The organism is Plantactinospora sp. CNZ320 (assembly GCF_002846275.1).
Genome location: NZ_PJMP01000001.1, coordinates 233,619 through 259,682, shown reverse-complemented (window position 1 = coordinate 259,682; position 26,064 = coordinate 233,619). Strand labels below are relative to the sequence as shown.

The following is a 26,064-nucleotide window of genomic DNA, read 5'->3' as shown; positions in this document are numbered from 1 at the left end:
TCACCGGAAGTCCTTGCCGTGGCCCACCGCGAGCGGTCGGCCCACGGCGCGGTAGCGACGCCGGGTCTCGATGTCCAGGTCCTCGTAGACCGGGTCGAGGGCGTCGGCCATGAACAGCTCCCGCATCAACGCCCGCTGCACCTTGCCGCCTGGCGACTTGCGCACCTTGCCGGGGCGTAGGAAGGCCACGTTGGCCACCCGAACCCCGAAGCATCGGCTGAGCCAGTCCTTGACGCCGCGGGCCAGCGACGACAGCGTCGCCGGGTCGGCCGGCTCCGCCTGGACCTCGTGCAGGACGACGATCTCCTGCCGGGGTGACGGCACCGCGAAGACGGTGCCGGTCAGGTCGGCGAACCGGGTGTCGGAGGTGCGTACCGCCTTCTCCATGTCGTGCGGATAGAGGCTGCGTCCGCCGATGACCAGCATCTCGCGCATCCGGCCCAGCACGTAGAGTTCCGCACCGGCCCAGACACCGAGATCACCGGTACGCAGATAGCCGCCCTCGCCGTCGGCGGTGGTCGTATCGAAGACCCGTTCGCTCTCCACCTCGCGCCGCCAGTAGCCACGGGCCACGCTCCGGCCCCGGATCCAGATCTCGCCGAGCCGCCCCTCCGGCAGTACGGCGGTGGTCTCCGGATCAACGATCCTGACGTCAAGACCATTTACCGTGCCGCTACTGACAAGCGATCTAGCCGCGGCCGCATCGGTCGCCGCCGGCAACAGGATGTTCTGTTCCAACCGGCTCGGGTCGAACCGTTCCACCGCGAGCGGGCGACCGGGGCGGGTGCCGGAGACGAACAATGTCGACTCGGTGATGTGATAGCCGACCCGCACCGCCTCGCGGCGGAAGCCGGCCGGTGCGAACCGGTCGGCGAATTCGATCAGCGGCTCGGGCTCGATCGGGTCCGCACCGCCGACACAGGCGTGCTCCCACCGGGCCAGGTCCAAGCCCCTGACCTGCTCGTCGGTCACCGCCCGCGCGCACATCCGGTAGGCGAAACCGGGCGCGGAACTGAGTCGTACATCGTATTTGTCGATAGCTTTCAACCAGCGGACCGGATCGGTAAAGAAATTATCGGCCGACATGAGTACGGCGGTGGCGCCACGATAGAGCGGCTCCAGCAGCATCTGGAGCAGACCGGCACCATCATGCAATGGCAACCAACCGAGGGATCGATCCTGCGGCGTCAGACAGAAAGCGTCGCTGAGCATCTCGAAGTTGTGCGTCAGGTTCTCATGGCTGACCATCACGCCTTTCGGGTCACTCATGGACCCGGTCGTATAGCGCAAAAGCGCCAATGCGCTCGGACCGATATGTGTCGGCCCGTCCCAGCTGCCCGGTGCGGCCGGCCCGGCGAGGTCGGTGGCGGTGCAGAGCAGCCGGTCCAGCCCGTCCTGGCTCATCCAGTCGGAGACCGCGACCAGGCTCGCGCTGTCGGTCAGCACGATCCTCGGGTCCGAATCCAGCGCGATCCCGGTGGCCCGCATGAGGTGGTGCTTGTCCCCGTCGGGCAGCGGGGCGGGCACCGGCACGACACCGGCATACATACAGCCCAGGATGCTTTTGACAAACTCGAGCCCGGTTGGATAGAGAAATAGCGCGCGATCGCCGGGACGACAACGGTCCCGGAGTCGGCCGGCCAACTCCCGGGCGGCCCGGTCCAACTCGCCGTAGCTCAAGAACTCTGAACGTTCTTCACGTTCGTCCCAGCGGAGGAGGACAACAGCCTCCCGCTCCGGATCATGGTCAGCGTGTCGGGCGACCCGCTCCACCAAACCCACGATTCCCACCCGCATTTCCCCCCAAATGTTGGCTACGGGAAGCGTGGCCAACCACGGCAGGCCACCGAATGAGCGACACGCTCCCAGCGGCCACCACCACGGACGCCAGATCTCCCCAAACGCGCACGGACGGTTCCGCCTACGATATCGGTGCACCCATATTGAATCAAGTCAGGTTGGAGACAGCGATAAGAACTTCCAGGGAAACATCAGGATAACGACCCAACGCATATCGCGGTCGGAGCTTAACTACCGAAAGGTAACCCCGCCTGCATTGCCACAATGTCCCGCCCACCAGGGCAATTGACCCGACCGGTCGGGATACCTGGCGTTCCTTTGCCGACGCAAACAACATAGTCCGGCGTCTGGATACGGCCGCGTATCCAGAAGACAAGACAGTTTCACATACTTGTCCGCAACCGGGCGATCCGGAGTCGGAACAGGACGGGCAGAGTCGGAAATAGGGCGACACGCCAGAAGCCCGCCCTGGCGGCCGGGTGGCTGCCGGGGCGGGCTTTCGCTTGCGCTGGGATCAGGCGTCGGGTTAGGCGTTCGACGGCTCCGCCATCGCCACCGCGATCTGCCGAGGGCCGGTGAACGGCTCGCGCCCGTGGGCCGCGAGCATGTTGTCGACCACGAGCACGTCGTCGTACTGCCAGTCGAACCGTACGGTCGCGGCGCGGTAACAGTCGCGCAGGTGGGCGATGACGTCGTCCGGGATCCGGGCACCGTCCCCGTAGTAGGTGTTCGTCGGCAGGTCCTCCTCGTCGAACATCTCCAGGACCCCCTCCCGGACGTCCTTCGGCAACGTCGTCACGTGGAAGAACGTGGCGTGGTTGAACCACACCGTCTCGCCGCTCACCGGGTGGGTGTGCACCGGTTTGCGGACCGCCCGGGTACGCAGCCCGCCACCGTCGTGCCACTCGGTCTCGATCCCGTTGCCGGCGCAGTACTCGGTGACCGCCGCCCGATCGTCGGTGTTGAAGATCTGCTGCCAGGTCGTGCCGAACGAGCCGTGGAAGTTGCGTACCACCATCCAGCCCCGGCGGACGAACTCCTCGCGGATGGTCGGGTCGATCGACCGGTACACCTTGCGGATGTCGGCCAGCGGGGTGGCGCCCCGGGTCGCCGGCGCCTGCCGGCAGTAGAAGTAGAGCGTCAGCGGCCACACCGCCTGGTAGGAGTTCTCGTTGTGCAGGAAGATCTCCTCTTCCGGCGGGTAGTCGGTCGAGGTGTAGACCTGGCCCTTGATCGTGCTGCGCGGCGAGGAGCGCTCCGAATAGGTCAGCGGCGGGCCGGAGAGGGCGCGTACCACCGCGTCGAAGCCGTCGACACCGCCGACGGAGAAGCCCCGCAGCAGCAGTGCGCCCCGCTCGTTCAGGATCTTCCGCAGGCCGGCACGCTCGGCCCGGATCAGCTCCCCGATCTCGGCGCCGGCCGACTCGCGGGTGACCAGGTGCGGCATTGTTCCGATGTCAGTAGTGGAGGAAGTCATGGTCCGGCCCTTCGGTCTGGACAACTCCGCGCGGCGACCCGGCGGCTCAGTCGGACATGGCGACGAGGACCCGGCGCCGCCCGGTGAACGGACGCCGGCCGTGGCCGACCAGTACGTTGTCGATCAGCAACACGTCGCCCTGTCGCCAGTTGACGTCGACGGCGGCCTCCAGACCACGGTCGCGCACCTGGATCACGTACTCGTCCGGGATCGGGGTGCCGTCGGCGAAGGTGACCGACTGCGGAAGCTCGTCCGGCGGCAGCACCTCGGCCAGCGACTTCGCGGTCTCGTCACCGAGTGCCGCCGGGTGCCACTGGTCGGACTGGTTGAACCACACCTCGACCCCGGTCACCGGGTGCCGGGTGGTGGAGGGGCGGTCCTGGGTGACCCGCAGCCCACCGTCGGACTTCCACTCCCAACTCGCCTCGGTGCTGCTCAGGAACGCCTCGACCTCGTCGCGGTCGGCGGTCTCGAAGGTGTCCTGCCAGCTCTTGCCGAGGCCGAAGCCGTCGTGCAGGTTCTGGGTGTAGCGCACCCCGTTGGCGTACGCGGCACGCACCTGCGGGTCCAGCGCCTCCAGCCAGCGCACACCGTCGACCACCGGGGTGGCGCCACCGGTCTCCGCCGCCGTGTGGCAGAAGAACATCAGCCGGGACGGCCACTGGTGGGCGTACGACAGCTCGTTGTGCATCGAGATGGTGAACTCGGGCGGGTACTCGGTGGAGGTGTAGACGTTCTTCCCCACCTTGGTACGCGGCGAGTTGCCGTGCACGTAGGCCAGCCGGTTCGGCAGCAGCCGGTCCATGACCGGGTCGAGCGTCTCCTCGGTCACCTGGAAGCCGCGGAAGACCAGCGCCTTCTCCGCGGTCAGCAGCTTCTCCAGGTCCGGCGTGGTCGAGAGGTAGTCGACCAGCCCCTGCGGGCTCGCCTCGACCCCGGCCGCCGCCGGATCGATCTCCATCGGTCTCCAGGTCTGGTGACCTTCCATCGGACTCTCCCTTCGAGGGGACTCCCGCGAAAGGTGGAGACCGGTAGCGGGAATCGGAAGGTAATGCGTCGGTGACACAGCCGTCATCCAGTCCAAGGATGGAGGCAAGATCTATACTTTCTCGATACTGCGGCCATTGGCCGGCTGAGCTGCGGCAACGGTCGGGCCGTCGGCGCCGTTCCCGGCCTGGACACCGGCGGCCGGGGGCAGGTTGTTGCGGCCGGGCGCCGCGTGCCGGCCGAGCCGGCGGACCATCCGGGCGTTGTCCGGCGTCCGGGCGATGCCCCGCACCGCCGGGCTGAGCACGGCGAGCAGCACCAGCGACGACATCACCGCGCTGAGCCAGAGCACTGTCGCCCTGATCCCGGCACCGGCCAGCAGAACCCCGCCGCCCAGCGCGCCGAGGAAGTTCGACCCCGAGGCCAGCAGTGTGGCCACCCCGCCGACCCGGCCCATCATCGGATCCGGGGTGATCCGGACCATGTAGACCATGCCGACCACGTTGAACAGGCCGCCGACGTAGCTGTTGACGGCGAAGATCACCGACAGGTGGACCGGGTCGGTGGTGAACGCCATCAGCGGCACGGTCACCGCCCAGGCGGCCAGCCCACCCACCACCAGGGCCCGCAGGGTGGCCCGGCGCAGCCACCACATGCCGCTCAGCGCGCCGAGCATTCCGCCGATGCCGCTGGCCCCGATCACCGCGCCGACCACCGCGGCCGAACCGCCACCGTTGCGGACGACGACCATCAGGGTCAGGGTGAGTGCCTGGAAGACGGCATTGCTGATCGCCACGAACCCCAGCACGGTACGCAGAAAGCGCTGTTGCCACATCCACGCCACGCCCTCGGCGATGTCGGCGCGAACTGTCGTGGCGCGTCGCTGCGTACGGGCCTGTTGGAAGGGCTTGCGGATCAGCAGCAGCGCGATCAGCGAGCCGAGGTGCGCGATGGTGGTGAACAGGAACGGCGCCCACCTGGCCGCGGTGAACAGCACCCCGCCGACCGGCTGGCCGATCAGCACCGCCGCCCGGCCCCGGGCCTCGTTCTGGGTCAACGCGGTCGACAGCTGCTCGGCCGGGACGAGCTGCCGGACGGCGGCCCGCTCGCCGAGCTGGTAGAAGACGCTCAGGCTGGTCTGCACGAACGCCACCACCATGAGCTGGGGCACCCAGATCCGGTCGAAGAGCACGGCCAGGGCCACGCTGCCGGTGGCGACGAGACAACCCAGGTCGCAGAAGATCATCAACCGGCGCCGGTCCCAGCGGTCCACGAACGCCCCCGCCGGCAACTGCACCAGCAGGTGCGGCAGCAGCGCGGCGGCACCGACCAGGCCCGCGTTGCCAGCCGAGCCCGTGTACCAGAGCACCAGCATCGGGTACGCGATCGAGGTGATCCGGGCCCCGACCAGGGTGCCGGCCGCGGCGACCCAGAGCAGCAGGAAGTCCCGGTTGCGCCGCAGCGGCACGGTCGGCGACGGCGGCGACCTGTCCGACGCCTCGGCACCGGGCGGCGGTGGCGACCCGCTCGACGGCTCGACACCGGGCGGCGACCCGCTCGACGGCTCGGCACCGGGCGGTCCCGGCGCACCGGACGGCGCCGCCCCGCGCGATGGCGGGGCGGGCTCCTCCACGATGCTCACGATCCGGTCCGCGGCGGCCCGCCGACCGGACCACCACGGCACCACTCCAACACCGCCATCGCGCTGTGCAGCTTGTTCTCCGCCTGCTCGAAGGCGATGCTCGCCGGGCCGTCCAGCACCTCGGCGGTGACCTCCTCGCCCCGGTGCGCCGGCAGGTCGTGCATGAAGACCGCGTCCGGACTGCCGACCCAGAGCCCGGCGTCGACCTGGAACGGCGCGAAGATCTCCCGCCAGTTCGGGTCGGGCTTGCTGGTGCCGGTGGTCTGCCAACGGGTGGTGTACACGACGTCGAAACCACCGGGCAGCTCCGCCATGTCGTGCCGCTCGCAGATCGTCGCCGTACCCCGGGCCGCCTGCGCGGAGGCGGTCGCCCTGATCTCCTCGGTCAGCCCGTAGCCGGGCGGCGTACGCAACTCCAGGTGGGTGCCGGCGTACCGGGTCAGGGCCAGGGCGAGCGCGGCGGCACTGTTGTTGCCCTCGCCGACGTAGAGCACCCGAAGCCCGTCGATCCGGCCGAAGTGGTCGAGCATCGTGGTCAGGTCGGTGAGCGCCTGGGTCGGGTGCTCGTCGGCGGTCATCGCGTTGACCACCGACATCCGGTCCTGGTCTGCCATCTGGCGCAGTTCCGCCGGATCGCCCGAGGTCCGGGCCACCAGCACGTCGAGCATCCGGGACATCACCCTGCCGGTGTCGGCGTGCGTCTCACCGGTGTTGAGCTGGAGGTCGTCCGGCCCGTACGCGATGATCTGCGCGCCGAGCCGCAGCGCGCCGCTGGAGAACGCGGTCCGGGTCCGGGTCGAGGTCCGCTTGAAGTAGACGCCAACCACGTCGCCGTCGAGCGGCCGCTCCCGCCGGGCCTGCCCGGACCGGAACCGAACCCCCCGGGCCACGATGGACCGCAGGTCCTCGTCGGTCAGGTCGTTTATCGAGATCAGGTGTCGCACCGTCCGCGTCTCCTCCCGCACCGCACCGGTGACCGGCGCCGTCTCCCGGGCCAGGCCGGCCTCGGCACGGCCGGCCGGCTGACCGACCCGGATGGTCTCGCCGTCCCCGGCCGCGGCGTAACCCGCCGTCGTCGCCGCGCCGCCGGGCCGCTCGACCCAGCCGGCCAGCTCGGTGGCGACGAACGACTGCACCGCCTTGCCGGACTCGGAGTTGGTCAGCACCACGAAGCCGTCACCGGCGCCGAGCCGGCCCATCGTCATCGCCCGGTAGCCGACCGTCTCCCCCGGATGCCCGAACTCCAGATCCGGCACGGTGTCGTCGACGACCGTGCCGAGGCCGTAGAAGCTGCCCGGCGAGGCGACCGCCACCAGTCCGGCGGCGAGTTCCGGGGTGAGCAGCTCGCCGCCGCCCAGGTGCGCCCGGTGGATCTCGACCAGCACCCGGGCCAGGTCCGCGGCGGTCGTCCAGAGACCCCCGGCCGCCAGCGCCGGACGGTTGCGCCAGCCACCGGGTACGGGTACCCCGTGCGCGTCGTGCCCGAGCGCGACCCGTCGGGCCGGGTCGGCCGGGAACGCCGGGTCGAAACTGCTGTCGGTCATGCCCAGCGGTGCCAGTACGAGCCGGCGGATCAGCTCCGGGAACGGTTCCCCGGTCAGGTCGACGAGCACCTGTTGCAGCACCGCGTAGTGGCTGTTGGTCTTCCGGAACGACTCCCCCGGCACCAGTTCGGGTCGGATCGGCGCGGAGTCCGCCGGCGGGCGGCCGTACAGCACGTCGAGCAGGGACGGTGTCGGCTCGGTCGGGGCGTACCCGGTGTTCGGGCTGGTAGAGAGGCCGGAGAGGTTTGCCAGCAGGTGGCGTACGGTGACCGGCGCCGGCCCGTCCGGCAGCCGCCACGAGGTCAGGTACCGGTTCACGTCGGCGTCCAGCTCCAGCCGCCCCTGACCGACCAGCCGGAGTACCCCGAGCGCGGTGACGTGCTTGCTGATCGAGGCGACCTGGAACGGGGTCTCCGGGGTGACCGGCTCGGATCCACCGGCCACGAGTACGCCGTAGCCGCGTACCTCGGCGAGCTGGCCGGCCCGGACCAGCGCGACACTCGCGCCGGGAACGTGCTGCGCGGCCATGGTGGGCAGCGGCGACGGCCCGGCGGCGAGCCGACCCGGTCCCGCCTCGATCCGGGCGTCCGGCACAGGTTCGGGGTTCGGGGCGGCGGTCGGAGAGTTGGACTGGTTTGACGTGATGACGGGTAGCAACTGGGTCGGTTCGACGAGCAGGCTCGCCGGAGCCGGCGCGCCGAGGGCGACGGCCAGTTCGGCGACCGTGCCGTGCTGGTAGAGCATCCGCAGCGACACCGGAAGGTCGGCCCTGCGGGCGGCGGTGACGAGCTGGACGATCCGCATCGAGTCGGCGCCGATGTCGAAGAACCTGTCGTGCACCCCCACCCGGTCGATGCCGAGCACCTCCACGCAGACCCTGGCGATCCGCCGCTCGATCTCGTTGCGCGGCGCCACGAACTCGCGCTCGCCGCCGAACGACGTCCGCTCCGGCGCCGGCAGCGCCCGCCGGTCCACCTTGCCGGCCGAGTTCAGCGGCAGCGCGTCCAGGGTGACGAACGCGGCCGGCACCATGTAGCCGGGCAGCGCCTCGGCCAGGAAGTCGCGCAGCCCGCCCGGCTCGATCGGCCGGCCGTCGGCGGGTACGACGTAGCCGGCGAGCCACTTCTCGCCACCCGGGTCCTCCCGGGCCACCACCACACCGTTGCGGACGTCCGGATGGGCGAGCAGCCGCTCCTCGATCTCCGGCAGCTCGATCCGGTGCCCCCGGATCTTCACCTGGTGGTCCGCCCTGCCCAGGAACTCCAGGTTGCCGTCCGGCCCGTACCGGACCAGGTCACCGGTGCGGTACATCCGGCTTCCGGCGGCCCTGCCGAACGGCTCGGGCAGAAACTTCTCGGCGGTCAGCTCGGGCCGGTTGACGTACCCCCGGGCGACGCCGTCACCGGCGATGTACAGCTCGCCGACGACACCGACCGCGACCGGCTGGAAGTCCCGGTCCAGCACGTAGGTCCGGGTGTTCGCGATCGGCCGGCCGATCGGCACCACCTCGACGTCCCCGGGCACGTCCCAACTCGTCGACCAGATCGCGGTCTCGGTCGGGCCGTACACGTTCACCAGTCGCTTCACCCGGCCACGCAGGTCACCGGCGAGCGCCGGAGGCAGCGCCTCGCCGCCGACCAGCGCGACCACCGGCCGCTGCCCGAAACCCGCGTCCAGCAGCAGTTTCCAACCCGACGGCGTCGCCTGGACGTGCGTCACCGGGTAGCGGTCGAGCAGGCTGAGCAGCTCCGGACTGTCCCCCACCTCGTCGTCGTCGGCCAGCACCAGCCGGCCGCCGGTGACCAGCGGGAGATACAGCTCCAGTCCGGAGATGTCGAAGGAGAGCGAGGTGGCGGCGAGCCAGACGTCGTCGGTGCCGGCGTCCAGCAGCCGGCGCATCGAGAAGAGCAGGTTCAGCAGCGACCGGTGCGAGATCTGCACGCCCTTGGGCCGCCCGGTCGAGCCGGAGGTGAAGATGATGTACGCCAGCTGGTGCTGGTCGTCGCGGCGGGGCACCGGCTCCGCCGGCCGGGACTCGATCACGTGCTCGTCCCGGTCGGCGAGGACGTGCCGGCCGGAGTAGACCCCGGCCAGCCGGCCGATCAGCCTCGACTCGCTCACCACCAGTTCGGCACCGGCGGTTTCCAGCATGTAGCCGAGCCGTTCCGCCGGCAGTTCCGGGTCCAGTGGCACGTACGCCGCGCCGGCCTTCCAGACCGCCAGCAGCCAGGCCACCAGCGACGGCTCCCGCCCCAGCAGCACCCCGACCACCGACTCCGGCCCGACCCCGATCGCCCGCAGGTGCTGGGCGTACCGGTTCGCCAGCGCGTCGAGTTCGGCGTACCGGACCCGTTCGCCGCCCTGGACCACGGCCACCGCCTTCGGGGTGGCCGCGGCCTGCGCCTCGACAATGTGGTGCACCGATCGACTCATCCCGCTCACCACTCCACAGCCGTGTCGTTCCAGTCGGTCAACACCGCGTCCAGCTCCCCCGCCGGCACGTACGTCGCCCGGGCGTCACCGTCGGCACCGGCGGCCATCGACTCCAGCACCGCCCGGTACATCGCGACGACCCGCTCGGCGTTCTCCGGCGTCAGCGCGGAGCGCCGGACCCGCAGCATCAGGTGCCCGGGACCGGTCGACACCGCGAGCGCGAACTCGTTGGCGGCGTCGCCCGCACCGGCCCGCACGTCGACCAGATCCGTATCGACCTGATGGAAGTCCTGATAGCTGAACATCACCTCGATGAGCTGCCGCCCGCCGAGCCGGCGCTGGATCGCCGGCATCGGATAGCGCCGGTGCGGCCAGAGTTCGACCTCGCGGTCGAAGACCTGCCGGACCAGGTCACCCCAGGTGCCTGCCGTCCTGTCGTGCGCGAACGGCAGGGTGTTGAGGTACATCCCGTAGACCTTGTCGGCGCCGTCGACCTCCGGCCGGGCGCTGCACACCAGGCCGGTGAAGAACGCCGGCTCGTCGGTGAGCTGGCTCATCACCTTCAGGTGCGCCGCGTGCAACACCGCCTTCATCGAGGTACGCGTCGACGTGGCAAGCGCCCGCAGCCCCGGTTCCAGGTCCGGGAATCCGACCGGGACCCGGTAGCTGCCGGCGTCGTCGGCGGCGCCACCCCAACCGGCCGGCAGGGTGAACCGGGCGTGCCGGGTGACGATCCCCTGCCAGTAGTCGCGGTCCCCGGTCGAGGCGAGCGAGTCGAGTTCGGCGGCGATGAAGTCCGCGTACCGGACCCCGGGCGCCACCACCGGCTCGGGTTTCCGGCCGGCGGCGAGCTGCCGGTAGAGGTCGAGCACCTCCATCAGCAGCGACTGCTGGCTCCAGCCCTCGGTGATCGCGTGGCACTGGGTGAAGCCGAGCCGCCAGGCGTCGTCGCCCTCCACGAACCCGGCCATCCGCAGCAGCGGCGGGGCGGCCAGGTCGAAGAGGTTCGCCCGCTCCCGGCTGATCAGGTCGTGCAGGGCCTGCTCCCGGCCCGGCTCGTCCAGGTGCCGTACGTCGCAGACCTCGACCGGCATCTCGGCGGAGTCGTGCACGAGTTGCATCGGCACCGAGTAGCTGGTCAGGTCGAACGAGGTACGCAGCAGTTCGTGCCGCTCGACCACGATCCGGGCCGCCTCGCGCAACGCCTCCGGCTGGAAGGGCTGCTCGTCACGGATCCGGAAGAAGCTGGTGTTGTGGTAGCGGTTGCCACCGACACCGCCGAGCATCTCGACGACCATGCCGAGTTGCACCTGTGACAGCGGGTACGCGTCGACCACCCCGACCGGCAACGCGGCTTGATCCTCTGTGGACAGCAGAGCGAACGGCGCGATCGGAGCGGACTCGACGGACTGGTCGGCAACCGACTGGCCGGAGAGCGTCTCGGCGAGTTCGGCGATCGTGCGGTACTGGAACACGTCCCGGACCGCCACCTCGAACCCAGCAGCCCGCAACCTCCCCACCAACGCCACCGCACGAATCGAATGCCCACCCAGATCGAAGAAACTCTCCGTCACCCCAACCCGCTCAAGACCCAACACCTCACACCACACCCCGGCGATCCGCTCCTCCACCGCAGTACGCGGACCCACAAACACCGGACCCGCATCCACCAAAGCGCTGTCCGGATCCGGCAACGCCCGACGATCCACCTTCCCGTTCGCGTTCAACGGCAACGCATCCAGGGCGACGAACACCGCCGGAACCATGTACTCCGGCAACCGCACACCACAGTGCTCCACCAGCGCACCCACCGGCAGCTCACCGGGCGAGGCCGGCACGCAGTACGCCACCAGACGCCTGTCCGACGCCGCACCCACCGCGACCACCACCGCATCGCGCACAGCCTCGTGCTCCAGCAACACCGACCGGATCTCACCCAACTCGATCCGATAACCGTGCACCTTCACCTGGTCGTCAACCCGACCCACGAACTCCACATCACCCGACGGCAACACCCGCGCCTGGTCACCGGTCCGATACAGCCGGGCACCCGGAACAGTGCCGAACGGATCAGGCACGAACCGCTCCGCCGTCAACTCCGGACGATTCACATAACCCCGAGCCACACCAACGCCACCGACAAACAACTCACCCAACACACCGACCGGAACCGGCGACAGATCAGCGTCCAGCACGTACATCGACATGCCGGGCAGAGGACGACCGATCGGGACGACCTCGGAGTCGGGCGTCCGGGTGACGGGGTAGACGCAGGTGCCGACGGACGCCTCGGTCGGGCCGTACTCGTTGACCAGGCGGCCGTCGCCGAGGATCCGGCGCCAGTTCTCGGCGACCGGGCCGGGCAGGGCCTCGCCGGCCACCACCACGATCTCGGCCAACGCGGCGAGCTGGGCGTCCTCGGCCTGCTGGCCGATGATCTCCAGGTGGCCGGGGGTGAGCTTCAGGAAGCTGAACGGACCCGCCGCCAGCAGTTCAGGGCCGAGATCCGCCATGTCCAGATCCGGACCCGCCAACCACACCCGCTGACCCGACACCAACGGCGCCCACAGATTCGGCACCACCAGATCGAACGCCACCGACGAAAACAACGCCGAACCACCAACACCACGACCAACCAACTCCCGCGCCGCCCACGACACATGGTTGACCAACCCACGATGCGACACCGCCACACCCTTCGGCCGACCCGTCGACCCCGACGTGAAAATCACGTACGCGAGACGGTCCAGATCGGCGGGTTCGGCGATCGGGCTGGCGGGGCGGTTGCCGATCTCCAGGCGCTCGGTGTCGACGAGGACGCAGTCCAGTGCCGGTTCGAACCGGTCCGCGTGCCGGGACCGGGTGACCACCACCCGGGCACCGGCGTCGGCGAGCATCGTGTTCACCCGGTCGGCCGGGAAGGACGGGTCCAGCGGCACGTACGCGCCGCCGGTCTTCCAGACCGCCAGGAAGGTGGCGATCAGCTCGGGTCCCCGGTCCAGCAGCACCCCGACCAGCGACTCCGGGCCGACTCCCCGGGACCGCAGGTGCCGGGCCAGCCGGTTCGCCCGGGCGTCCAGCTCGGCGTAGTCGAGTTCCAGCTCGCCGAGCGCCACCGCGATCCGGTCCGGATGCGCGGCGGCGACGTCCGCGACCAGCTCCGGCACGGTACGGGTCGGCACGGCGGTCGGGTTGACGGCGTACTCGCCGAGCAGGCGTTCCCGCTCGTCGGCCGGCAGGTGGTTGTCCCGGGCGTCCCCGCGAGCACCGGTCGCCGCCATCGCCGCCAGCACCGCCCGGTACATCGCACCCAGTCGGGTGGCGTCCGGCCGGCTCAGCACGTGCGTGTCGGCGGTGAGCACCAGGCTGCCGGTCATCGCGGCGACGGCCAGGCCGAACTCGGTGGCCCCCTCGCCGAGACCGGACTCCACGTCGACCAGTTCGGTGTCGACCGCGTCGAAGTCCTGGTAGCTGAATCGCACGTCGAGCAGGCGCTGGCCGTCGGCCAGCTCGCGCTGGATCGCCGGCATCGGGTAGCGCCGGTGCGGCCAGAGTTCGATCTCGCGGTCGAAGACCTGCCGGACCAGCTCACCCCAGGTCGCCGCGCCGCGCCGGTGCGCGAACGGCAGGGTGTTGAGATACATCCCGTAGACCTTGTCGGCGCCGTCGACCTCGGGCCGGGCGCTGCACACCAGGCCGGTGAAGAAGACGGACTCGTCGGTGAGCTGGCTCATCACCTTCAGGTGCGCCGCGTGCAACACCGCCTTCATCGAGGTACGCGTCGACGTGGCCAACGCCCGCAGCTCCGGCTCCAGGTCCCGGACCGGCACCGTGATCGAGTACGGCTCCCGTGGCGTGGACGGGTCAGCGGCCCAGCCGGCCGGCAGCGACAGCCTGGGGTAGCCGTCGACGATCCCGCCCCAGTAGTCGCGGTCCTCGGTCGAGGCGAGCGAGTCGAGTTCGGCGGCGATGAAGTCCGCGTACCGGACCGCCGGGCGGGTCACCTGGGTCGGTGCCTCGCCGGCCCGGATCTGCTGGTAGAGCTCCAACAGCTCGGTCAGCATCGCCCGGTGGCTCCACCCTTCGGTGATCGGGTGGGAGACCGTCACGGACATCCACCACGCCTCGTCGCTCTCCTCGTGCACGGTGAACCGCAGCAGCGGCGCCACCCCGAGGTCGAACAGCTCGGCCCGTTCCGCGGTGGTGAACTCCCGGATCGCCTGCTTCCGCCCGGCCGCGTCGAGCTGCCGGATGTCGCGTACGCCGATCGGGATCTCGGCGGTGTCGTGCACGAGCTGCATCGGCACCGAGTAGCTGGTCAGGTCGAACGAGGTACGCAGCAGTTCGTGCCGCTCGACCACGATCCGGGCCGCCTCGCGCAACGCGTCCAGCCCGAACGGCCGCTCGGTGCGCAGCCGGAACGAGGTGACGTTGTGGTAGGCGTGCAGGTCGTTGTCGGCGAGCATCTCGACGACCATGCCGAGTTGCACCTGTGACAGCGGGTACGCGTCGACCACCCCGGCCGGCAACGCCGCCTGGTCCTCTGTGGACAACAGTGCGAACGGCGCCACGGTCGGCCCGTCGACGGTGGTACCCGCGACGACCGCCTCCGGCACCGGCCCGGCCAGCTTCTCGGCGAGTTCGGCGACGGTGCGGTACTGGAACACATCCCGGACCGCCACCTCGAACCCAGCAGCCCGCAACCTCCCCACCAACGCCACCGCACGAATCGAATGCCCACCCAGATCGAAGAAACTCTCCGTCACCCCAACCCGCTCAAGACCCAACACCTCACACCACACCCCAGCGATCCGCTCCTCCACCGCAGTACGCGGACCCACAAACACCGCACCCGCATCCACCACCGCAGAATCCGGATCCGGCAACGCCCGACGATCCACCTTCCCGTTCGCGTTCAACGGCAGAGCATCCAACCCCACGAACACCGCCGGCACCATGTACTCCGGCAACCGAGCCGACACATGCCCGGTCAACCCAGCCACATCCAACTCAGGCGAGGCCGGCACGCAGTACGCCACCAGACGCCTGTCCGACGCCGCACCCACCGCGACCACCACCGCATCACGCACCGACCCGTGCTCCAGCAACACCGACCGGATCTCACCCAACTCGATCCGATAACCGTGCACCTTCACCTGGTCATCAACCCGACCAACAAACTCCACATCACCCGACGGCAACACCCGCACCAGATCACCAGTCCGATACAACCGGGACCCAGCCGACCCGAACGGATCAGGCACGAACCGCTCCGCCGTCAACTCCGGACGATTCACATAACCCCGAGCCACACCAACGCCACCGACAAACAACTCACCCAACACACCGACCGGAACCGGCGACAGGTCAGCGTCCAGCACGTACATCGACATGCCGGGCAGAGGACGACCGATCGGCAGTACGTCGGCGCGCTGCGCACCCCGTACCGGATAGATGCAGGTGCCGACGGAGGCCTCGGTCGGGCCGTACTCGTTGACCAGCTCCGCGTCCGGGGCGCACTCGCGCCAGCGCTCCAGGGTGTGCCGGGTGAACGCCTCGCCGGCCACCACCGTGATCCCGGCGAGCCCGCTGGCCTCGCCCGGTGCGAGCTGGTGGGCCAGCACCTCCAGGTGGCCGGGGGTGAGCTTCAGGAAACTGAACGGACCGGCCGCCACCAACTCCCGACCCAGATCCGCCATATCCAGATCCGCACCCGCCAACCACACCCGCTGACCCGACACCAACGGCGCCCACACATTCGGCACCACCAGATCGAACGCCACCGACGAAAACAACGCCGAACCACCAACACCACGACCAACCAACTCCCGCGCCGCCCACGACACATGGTTGACCAACCCACGATGCGACACCGCCACACCCTTCGGCCGACCCGTCGACCCCGACGTGAAAATCACGTACGCCAGACGATCGAGATCGGTCGGGACCGAGAGCGGGGTGGCCGGCTGTTCCGCGATGCTTGACGCGTCGTGGTCCACCAGGACCCGCACCGGGATCTCCGGGAGCCGGTCGGTGTAGCCGGAGCCGGTCACCACCACCCGGGTACCGGCGTCGGCCAGCATGTCGGCGAGCCGGTCGGCCGGGTGGGCCGGGTCGAGCGGGACGTACGCGCCGCCGGCCTTCCAGACCGCCAGCATCGCCACCAGCAGCTCCGGTCCCCGGTCCAGCAGCACTCCGACGACAGACTCCGGCACCACACCGCAGGCGCGCAGGTGCCGGGAGAGCCGGTTCGCCCGGGCGTCCAGCTCGGCATAGCTGAGCTGCTGGCCGGCGCACTCGACCGCCACCGCGTGCGGGGTGGCCGACACCTGCGCGACGAAGCGCTCCGGCACGGCCGGTCCGGCCGGTTCGGCTGTGGTGCTGTTCCACTCGACCACCAGCCGCTGCCGTTCCTCGTCGGCGAGGAAGACACCCCGGGCGTCGCCCTCCGGGTTCGCCGCCATCGCCTCCAGCACGGCCCGGTACATCGCACCGATCCGGTCGCCGTTGGCCCGGCTCAGCACCCGGGGGTTGACCGCCATCGTCACGTAGCCGAGCCGGACCGCCACGGCGAGCGGGAACTCGGTCGGGCTGTCGTCGATGCTGGCCAGATAGTCGACGAGATCCCGGTCGACCTGGTCGAAGTCGTGGTAGCTGAACCGGACGTCCATCAGCCGCTGGCCGTCGCCGAACTCGCGCTGGATCTCCGGCATCGGGAACCGGCGGCGCGGCCAGATCTCCATCTCCCGGGCGTAGGTCCGGGCCACCAGCTCCAGCCAGCTCCGGGCGCCCCGGTCGTAGCCGAACGGCAGGCTGTTCAGGTACATCCCGTAGACCCGGTCGGCGCCGACCACCTCGGGCCGGCCGTGCAGCACCAGGCCGGTCAGGAACGACTCCTCGGCGGTGAGCTGGCTCATCACCTTCAGGTGCGCGGCGAGCAGCACCGTCTTCAGCGACGCCTTGGCCCGGCTGGCCAGCTTGCGCAGGTCGGCCTCCAGGTCGTGGAACGGCACCCCGAGCATCAGCGACTCGCGCGGCGCGTCCTCGTCGCCCCAGCCGGTGGGCAGGGTGAACCGGGCGTACCTGCCGACGATGTCCCGCCAGTACTCCCGGTCCTCGGTCGAGTCCAGCGAGCGCAGCTCGGCGGCGATGAAGTCGGCGAACCGCACCGGCGGCGGCTCGACCTCGGCCGGGGTACGGCCGTCGCGGATCTCCCGGTAGAGGTCGAGTACCTCCATCAGCAGCGAGTGGTGGCTCCAGCCCTCGATGATGGCGTGGCACTCGGTGACCGACAGCCACCAGGTCTTGTCGTCGCAGACGTGCGCGTGCAGCCGCATCAGGGTCGGCTGGCCCAGGTCGAAGACGTCGGCCCGTTCCGCCGCGGTGAACTCCCGCAGCGACCGGTCCAGCTCGGCGGCGTCCAGGTGTCGCAGGTCCCGTTCCCCGACCGGCATCTCGGCGGTCGGATACACCACCTGCATCGGCACCGAGTACGTGGTCAGGTCGATCGCGGTACGCAGCACCTCGTGCCGGGCCACCACGATCCGGGCCGCCTCGCGGAGTGCCGCCAGTGCGAACGGCTGCTCGTCCCGGATCCGGAACGACGTCACGTTGTGGTACGCGTGCAGCTCCCCGTCGGAGAGCATCTCGACGACCATGCCGGCCTGGACCCGGGACAGCGGGTACGCGTCGCTCGCGCCGGCCGGCACCTTCGCCCGGTCCTCGGCGGAGAGCAGCTCGAACGGCGCCACCGGGCGCTCCTGCGCGGCCGGCGCCGACCGGCCGTCGAGGATCCCGCAGAGTTCCGCGACGGTGCGGTGCGCGAAGACGTCCCGGACGGAGACGTCCAGTCCGATCGAGCGCAGCTCGCCGACCAGGGCGACCGCCCGGATCGAGTGCCCGCCAAGGTCGAAGAAGCTGTCGTGCACGCCGACCCGCTCGACCCCGAGCACGCTGCGCCAGATCGCCGCGACCCGCTCCTCGACCGGGGTACGCGGCGGCACGTAGGCCTGCTCCCCGTGCAGTGCGGCCCGGTCCGGTGCGGGCAGCGCGCGGCGGTCGAGCTTGCCGTTGGCGGTCAGCGGGATCTTCTCCAGCGGTACGAACGCGGCCGGCACCATGTATTCCGGCAGGCCCCGGGCGAGGAACTCGCGCAGCTCGGCCGGGCTCGGCACCTGGTCGCCCTCGGCCACCAGGTAGCCGACCAGCCGTTTGTCGCCGGGGATGTCCTCCCGGACCACCACCACCGCGTCCCGGACCCCCGGGTACGCGGCGAGCACGGTCTCGATCTCGCCCAGCTCCACCCGGTAGCCACGGATCTGCACCTGGTCGTCGATCCGGCCCAGGAAGTCCAACCCGCCGTCGGGACGGCGCCTGGCCAGGTCACCACTGCGGTACATCCTGGCCCCCGGCGCGGCCGCGAACGGGTCCGGCACGAACCGCTGCGCGGTCAGCTCCGGCCGCTTCAGATAGCCCCGGGCCACGCCCGGACCACCCACGTGGATCTCGCCGGGCACGCCGACCGGGACCAGGTTGCCGTACCGGTCGAGGAGGTAGATCCGCAGGTCGCCGAGGGGGTAGCCGACCGGGTTGCCGGGGTCGGCGATGTCCTGCGGGCGTACCTGGTGGAAGCTGGAGTGCACTGTCGTCTCGGTGATGCCGTACATGTTGAGCAGGGCGGGGCGGTCCAGACCGAACCGGTCGGTCCAGGGGGCCAGCTCGGCCATCTCCAGCTTCTCACCGGCGAAGACCACGGCCCGCAGTTCCAGGGCGGCGAGCCGGGGATCGTCGTCCCGGGCGAAGCCGACCAGGCTGCGGAACGCCGACGGGGTCTGGTTGAGCACGGTGACCCGCTCGGCGACCAGCAGCTCCAGGAACTCGTCGGGCAGCCGGGTCACCTCACGGGGTACCACCACCAGCCGGCCGCCGTAGAGCAGCGCGCCCCAGAGTTCCCAGACCGAGACGTCGAAGGCGTACGAGTGGAACAGCGGCCAGACGTCGTCGGCGGAGAACCGGTAGTGGGTGTCGCCGACGGTAAGCAGCCGGAGCACGTTGGTGTGGGTCAGGCAGACGCCCTTCGGTCGGCCCGTCGACCCCGACGTGTAGATGACGTAGATCAGGTTCTCCGGGCCGGAGAGCTGGACGGGGTTCTCCGCAGGCTGCCCGGACAGGTCCTCCTCGTCGAGGTTGACCACGACACCTGTGGAGAAGCCGGCGACCGTGCCGGCCAGCGAGGACTGGGTGACGATCACCGACGCGCCCGCGTCGCCGACCATGAACCCGAGCCGGTCCACCGGCTGCGCCGGATCCAGCGGCAGGTAGGCCGCGCCAGACTTCAGCACGCCGAGCAGGGTCGGGACCAGCTCGATCCCCCGCTCCAGGCAGACCCCGACCAGGGACTCCGGGCCGGCGCTGAGCGCGCGGAGCCGGTGCGCCAGCCGGTTCGCCCGGGCGTTCACCTCGGCGTACGTCAACGAGACGCCCTGGAAGGTCACCGCGACGGCGTCCGGCGCGGCGGTCACCCGCTCCTCGAAGACCTGGTGCACGGTCCGGGTCGGGCGCACCGCGTCGATCCGGAACGGGTCGGCGACTCCGGTCACCTCGGCCCGTTCGGCGTCGTCGAGCAGGTCGACCGCGGAGAGCGCCCGATCCGGGTCGGCGACGACGGCCTGGAGCAGCCGGACCAGGTGTCCGCCGAGGCGTCGCATCGTGGACGCGTCGAAGAGCGCGGTCGCGTACTCCAGATGGGCGCGCAGCCCGCCGTCGGCGGCCTCCTGGATCTGGAGCGTCAGGTCGAAGCGGGAGACCTGGGAGAGCGCGTCCAGCGCCGAGACGGTCAGCCCCGGCATCGCGTACGCCCCGGCGCCCGCCTCGTGCATGGTGAAGGCGACCTGGAACAGCGGGGTACGGGACATGTCCCGCTCCGGCTGGAGCTCGTCGACGAGCTGCCCGAACGGCACCTCCTGGTGGTCGAAGGCGGCCAGCACGGTCTGCCGGTTGGCCGACAGCAGCTCGCCGAAGGTGACGTCGGAATCCCAGCGGGCCCGCATCACCAGGCTGTTGATGCCGTACCCGATCAGCTTGGAAAGCTCGGGCCGGTTGCGCCCCGAGACCACCGTGCCGACCGGGATGTCGGTGCCGCCGGTGTACCGGGACAGCAGCGCCTGGTAGCCGCTGAGCAGCACCATGAACAGGGTGGCGTCGTGCCGCCGGGCGAGGTCGCGCAGCTGCCCGCCGAGCCCGGCCGGCAGCTCCACCTCGACCACCGCACCGGCCCAGTCCCGGGTCGCCGGGCGGGGGCGGTCCGCCGGCAGGTCCAGCGGCGGCACCCCGGCGAGCTGCTGCCGCCAGTAGTCCAGGTGCCGCTGGTGCTCCGCCTCCGAGCGGTTGCGCTCCCAGGCGGCGTAGTCGGCGTACTGCACCGGCAGCGGGGCGAGGGTGCTGGGCCGGCCGGCGAGCGCGGCCGCGTACAGCTCGCTGAGTTCCTCGGCGAAGACCCCGACCGACCAGGCGTCGCAGGCGACGTGGTGGAAGACCACTACCAGCAGATGGTCGTCGTCGGCCAGCCGGACCAGCCGGGCCCGGACCGGCCACTGGGTGGCCAGGTCGAACGGGATCGACGGCTCCTCGGCGGCCCGCTCGAAGCCCCGGCGCTCCCGCTCCGCCTCGGGCAGGTCGGTCAGGTCCGACACGGCCAGCTCGACCGGCCCGGCCGGGTCGATCACCTGGACCGGCTCGCCGTCGACGAGCGCGTACCGGGTACGCAGGATCTCGTGCCGGCCGACCATCTCGGTGAACGCCCGGCGCAGCGCGACGGAGTCCACCGGGCCGCGCAGCCGCAGCGCCAGCGGTACCAGGTATTCCCAGCTGCCCGGGTCCAGCCGGCTCAGAAACCACATCTGCTGCTGCCCGAAGGAGAGCGGCAGCGGACCGCTCCGGTCGACCCGGGTCAGCGCCGCCCGGCGACCGCCGCGCAGCCGCCCGGCGAGCCGGGCCCGCAGCAGTTCCTCCCGGGCCGCGTCGACACCGCGTTCGATAGTGCCCTCGCCCGTGCTCATCTGTTCTGCTCCTTCAGCAACGCCAGGCCGGCCAGCAGGTCGGATTCGGAAAGCTCGTCGATCTCGGCGCGGATCCGCTCCTCGACCGCCTCGGCGATCCGCGCGATCGTGGGCCGTTCGAAGACGGTCCGCACCGGAAGGTCGATCTCGAACTCCTCCTGGATCCGGGAGGCCAGCCGGACCGCGAGGATCGAGTGGCCGCCGACGTTGAAGAAGTTCGTCTGGGTACCGGCGTCCACGCCGAGCAGCTCGGTCCAGATCTCGGCGATCCGCTCCTCGACCGGCCCCTGCGCTGCGACGTAGCCCGCCGCGTCCAGCTCGGCGACCGTACGGGCCGGGGTCGGCAGCGCCCGACGGTCGAGCTTGCCGTTCGGGGTGAGCGGGATCTTCTCCAGCGGCACGAAGACGCCCGGCAGCATGTAGTCGGGCAGCCGGGCACCGCAGTGCCCGACCAGCTCGGGGACGAGCGGCGGGTTGTCGGCGTCGGGCACGTAGTAGGCGACCACCCTCGGCTGGCCCGGCTCCGGCTCGTCGGTGAGCACGACCGCGTTCCGGACCCCGGGGTGGGCGGCGAGCACGGTCTCGATCTCGCCCAGCTCCACCCGGTAGCCACGGATCTGCACCTGGTCGTCGATCCGGCCGAGGAAGTCCAGCCCGCCGTCGGGACGGCGCCTCGCCAGGTCACCACTGCGGTACATCCTGGCCCCCGGCTCGGCCGCGAACGGGTCCGGCACGAACCGCTGCGCGGTCAGCTCCGGCCGCTTCAGATAGCCCCGGGCCACCCCGGGACCACCCACGTGGATCTCGCCGGGCACACCGACCGGGACCAGGTTGCCGTAGTCGTCCAGGAGATAGATCCGGGAGTCGCTCAGCGGGAAGCCGATCGGGTTGCCGGCACCGGTGATGTCCTGCGGGCGTACCAGGTGGTAGGTGGAGTGCACCGTCGTCTCGGTGATCCCGTACATGTTGACCAGCGCCGGCCGGTCACCGAACCGGGCCACCCAGGGGGCCAGCTCGGCCATCTCCAGCTTCTCGCCGGCGAAGACCACGGCCCGCAGCGAGAGCAGGTCCAGCCGCGGGTTGCCGTCCCGGGCGAACCCGACCATGGCCCGGAACGCCGACGGGGTCTGGCTGAGCACGGTGACCCGCTCGGCGACCAGCAGCTCCAGGAACTCGTCGGGCAGCCGGGTCACCTCGCGGGGTACCACCACCAGCCGGCCGCCGTAGGCCAGCGCGCCCCAGAGTTCCCAGACCGAGACGTCGAAGGCGTACGAGTGGAACAGCGTCCACACGTCGTCGGCGGAGAAGCCGTACTGCGGATGGGTGGTGGTGAAGAGCCTGTGCACGTTGGCGTGGCTCAGGCAGACCCCCTTCGGCCGGCCCGTCGACCCCGACGTGTAGATCACGTAGATCAGGTCCTCGGGGTGTGAGACCGGCGCCGGGTTCTCCACCGGCTGCCCCGACAGGTCCTCCCGGTCCAGCACCAGCTGGTCGCCGTCGAAGAACCCGGAGACCGTCCCGACCAGCGACGACTGCGTCACGACCACCGGGGCGCCCGCGTCGCCGACCATGAAACCGAGCCGGTCCACCGGCTGCGCCGGATCCAGCGGCAGGTACGCCGCACCCGACTTCAGCACCCCGATCAGCGTCGGGACCAGCTCGATGCCCCGCTCCAGGCAGACCCCGACCAGCGATCCGACACCGATCCCGCCGGCCCGCAGCCGGTGCGCCAGCCGGTTGGCCCGGACGTTCACCTCGGCGTACGTCAACGAGACGCCCTGGAAGGTCACCGCCACCGCCTCCGGGGCGAGCAGCACCCGGTCCTCGAAGACCTGGTGCAGGCAGCGGTCCGGGGTGCCGGTGCGGAACGGGTCGATCCGACCGGTGCCGACCAGCTCGTCGACCGGGTCGAGGAAGTCCACCGCGCCGAGCCGCAGCTCCGGGTCCGTGGTTACCGCCTGGAGCAGCCGGACCAGGTGCCCGCCCATCCGATCCACTGTGGAACGGTCGAAGAGCGACGTCGCGTACTCCAGCGCGCCGAGCATCGTGCCGTCCTCCTGCACCCGGACGAAGAGCGTCAGGTCGGTCTTGGCGATCTGCCACGCCCCGGTGAACGCGGCCAGGTCGTCGGCCCGCACCGCACCACCGGTCAGCCCCTCGTCGTGCAGGTCGAAGGCGACCTGGAACAGCGGGGTACGGGACATGTCCCGGTCCGGCTGGAGGTCGTCGACGAGCTGCTCGAACGGCAGCGTCTGGTGCGCGAACGCGGAGCGGCAGACCTCCCGGGTCGCCTCCAACGCCTCGCCGAACCGCATGGCTGCGGTCAGGTTCGGCCGCAGCACCAGCGAGTTGAGGAAGAAGCCGACCATCTCCTCCAGCTCGGGCCGGTTGCGGCCGGCCACCGGGGTGCCGACGGCGACGTCCCAGCGCCCGGCGTACCGGGCGAGGAGGGTGCTGAACGCGGTGAGCATCGTCATGTACGGCGAGGCGCCGTACCGCCGGCCGAGGTCACGGATCGCGGCGGCCAGTTCGGCCGGGATGGTGAACGGGGCGAGCGCGCCCCTGGGATCGCGGTGGGTCGGTCGGGGCCGGTCGGTCGGCAGGTCCAGCGGTCCGAGCCCGTCCAGGGTCTTCCGCCAGTACGCCAGCTCCGCCGCCAGCACCTCCTCGGTCAGCCAGCCCTGCTGCCAGCTGGCGAAGTCGGGGTACTGGATCGGCAGTTCCGGCAGTTCCGGGGCACGTCCGGCAGCCGTCGCCGCGCAGAGTTCCCGCAGTTCCCGTTCCAGCACCACCGACGACCAGCCGTCGCAGGCGATGTGGTGCAGGGTGAGCAGCAGCACCGACTCGCCAGCCGGGGTACGGCCGGCAGTGGCCGGGATCCGCACCGAGGTCGGCGGGGTAGGTGTCGGCGTACCCGGGAAGCGGACCAGCAGCGCCCGCCAGACCGGCCCGGTGGCCAGGTCGAAGCCGCGCTCGAACTCGCCGCGGAACACCGTCTCCAGGTCTGCGGAGTCGGCCTCGACCACCCGCAGCTCGACCGGGCCCGGCGCGTCGACCACCTGGCGCGGCTCGCCGCCGTCCTCGACGTAGCGGGTGCGGAGGATCTCGTGCCGCCCGGCCAGCACGTCCAGCGCCCGCTGCACGGTGCTCGGGCCGACCTCCGCGCCGAGCCGGACGAAGAGCGGGGCGACCCACTCGGTGTTGCCGGGCTCCAGCCGGTCGAGGAACCAGAGCCGGCGCTGCCCGAACGACAGGGGCAGCGGCCCGGTCCGGGGCACCGGGACGATCGGCGGTCCGTCGTCGGTAGGCACCGCGATCAGCTTCGCCTGCTGCTCCACTGTGGGCGCGGTGAAGAGGCCGCGCAGCGGGACCTTGCTGCCGGAGGCCGCCCGGAGCTGGTTGGCCAGCCGGGTCAGCAGCAGCGAGGAGCCGCCGAGCGAGAAGAAGTCGTCGTGCGCGCCGACCCGGTCCATCCTGAGCAGTTCCGCCCAGGAGCGGGCGACCAGCCGCTCGGCTGCGGTACGCGGCGCCACGTACGGCGGGCGGCCGTCCTCGGCACCGATCTCCGGGGCCGGCAGCGCCGCCCGGTCCACCTTCCCGCTGCTGTTCAGCGGGAACTCCGGCAGGGCCACGAAGGCGGCCGGGATCATCGGGTCGGGCAGCCGGTCCCGCAGGAAGGTACGCAGCCGGTCGGCGGTCGGCACCCGCTCGCCGGTGACGTACCCGACGAGCCGCTTGCCGCCCTCGGCGGTCTCCACCGCCAGCACCACCGCGGCGTCGACGTCCGGGTGGGCGACGAGCGCGGACTCCACCTCGCCGGGCTCGATCCGGACACCGTTCACCTTCACCTGATGATCCAGCCGCCCGATGTACTCCAGGGTGGCGTCGGTACGCCAGCGGACCAGGTCACCTGTGCGGTACAGCCGGGATCCCGGCGGCCCGTACGGGTCGGGGACGAACTTCTCGGCGGTCAGCTCCGGCCGGCCGAGGTAGCCCCGGGCCACCCCGACCCCTCCGGCGTGCAGTTCACCGGCGACCCCGACCGGCACCGGGTCACCGTTCGCGTCCAGCACCAGCACCCGCAGGTTGGCCAGTGGCCGGCCGATCGGCACCGGGCCGGTCGGCAGCGCCGGGTCGTACGGGTGCGCGGTCACGTCGATGGCGCACTCGGTGGGCCCGTACGTGTTCCAGAGGGTGACCTTGAGCCCGTCGGTGAGCCGTCGGCACAGCTCGGCGTGCAGTGGCTCGCCGGCCGAGAAGAGCAGCCGCAGCGAGGTGCAGTCCCGCCAACCCGGGTCGTCGGCGACCAGCCGGAGCACCGACGGTACGCCCTGGAAGACTGTGACGCCGTACCGGCTGATCGCCCGGACCAGCGCCGCCGGGTCACGCTCGGCGCCGACCGGGGCGAGGGCCACCGCACCGCCGCTGACCAGCGGGGCGAAGTACTCCCAGCAGGCCGCGTCGAAGGTCAGTGCGGTCTTGCACAGCACCCGGTCGGCCGGGCCGAGACCGTGCTGCCGGACCGCCCAGTCGACCCGGTTGGCGATCGCCGCGTGGCTGATCATGACGCCCTTGGGTCGGCCGGTGGAGCCGGAGGTGTAGATCGCGTAGGCGAGGTTGTCCCCGGTCACCGGGTTGACCGGCGGCTCGTCGGGCAGCCCGGCGAGTTCGGCCGCGATGTCGTCGAGCCGGACGACCCGGGCACCGGTGCCGGCCACCAGCTCGGCGTGCGCCGACTCGGTGAGCACGATCGTGGCGCCGGTGTCGGTCAGCACCCAGGTCGCCCAGTCCCGCGGGTGGTCCGGGCTCAGCGGTACGTAACCGGCACCCGCCTTCCAGACGCCGAGCAGCGCGACGACCAGGTCGACGCTGCGGGGCAGGCAGACCCCGACCAGCGTGTCGGGTCCGGCACCGAGGCCGCGCAGGTACCGGGTCAGCCGGTTGGCCCGGCGGTCCAGTTCGGCGTACGTCACCTCGACGTCGCCGGCCAGCACGGCGACCGCGTCGGGCGTGGCCGCCACCTGGCGGGCGACCAGCGCCGGCAGGATGTTGGCGGACCCGGCGACGTTCGCCGGCCCGCTGGAGTCGCCGACCAGGTCAGTCCGGCTTCGATCGGGGTTCATG

At 71.0% G+C, this 26,064-nt stretch carries 7 protein-coding genes and 1 pseudogene; all 8 read right to left on the bottom strand.

What is annotated here, in order from left to right; translation table 11 throughout:
- The 8 genes and pseudogenes from CLT71_RS01005 to CLT71_RS00975 all read right to left on the bottom strand — a co-directional run bounded on the left by CLT71_RS01005 (nt 1) and on the right by CLT71_RS00975 (nt 26,063).
- The gene (locus tag CLT71_RS01005) at nt 1-1,797 is read right to left on the bottom strand and encodes a fatty acyl-AMP ligase (RefSeq protein ID WP_101365422.1); all 1,797 of its coding nucleotides are present in this window, start codon (nt 1,795-1,797) and stop codon (nt 1-3) included.
- A gap of 529 nt (nt 1,798-2,326) precedes the next feature.
- Nucleotides 2,327-3,247, bottom strand: coding sequence for a TauD/TfdA family dioxygenase (locus CLT71_RS01000; RefSeq protein ID WP_486482964.1), 921 nt, complete (start codon nt 3,245-3,247; stop codon nt 2,327-2,329).
- A gap of 76 nt (nt 3,248-3,323) precedes the next feature.
- Nucleotides 3,324-4,265, bottom strand: a complete 942-nt coding sequence (locus tag CLT71_RS00995) for a TauD/TfdA family dioxygenase (RefSeq protein ID WP_101365420.1) — start codon at nt 4,263-4,265, stop codon at nt 3,324-3,326.
- Between the two features lie 111 nt (nt 4,266-4,376).
- Entirely contained in the window at nt 4,377-5,906 is a 1,530-nt protein-coding gene (locus tag CLT71_RS00990) for an MFS transporter (protein WP_158242140.1), read from the bottom strand.
- Nucleotides 5,903-6,850 (bottom strand): ornithine carbamoyltransferase, encoded by a 948-nt coding sequence (locus CLT71_RS37720; RefSeq protein ID WP_486483639.1) that lies wholly within the window; start codon nt 6,848-6,850, stop codon nt 5,903-5,905. Before CLT71_RS37720 ends, CLT71_RS00990 begins: the two co-directional genes overlap by 4 nt.
- A 210-nt stretch (nt 6,851-7,060) precedes the next feature.
- A pseudogene (locus CLT71_RS00985) lies at nt 7,061-9,883 on the bottom strand (non-ribosomal peptide synthetase); the annotation flags it as partial.
- 5 nt (nt 9,884-9,888) lie between these two features.
- Entirely contained in the window at nt 9,889-20,940 is an 11,052-nt protein-coding gene (locus tag CLT71_RS00980) for a non-ribosomal peptide synthetase (protein ID WP_101365417.1), read from the bottom strand.
- Nucleotides 20,937-26,063 (bottom strand): non-ribosomal peptide synthetase, encoded by a 5,127-nt coding sequence (locus CLT71_RS00975; RefSeq protein WP_101365416.1) that lies wholly within the window; start codon nt 26,061-26,063, stop codon nt 20,937-20,939. Before CLT71_RS00975 ends, CLT71_RS00980 begins: the two co-directional genes overlap by 4 nt.
- Nucleotide 26,064: the final 1 nt, after the last annotated feature.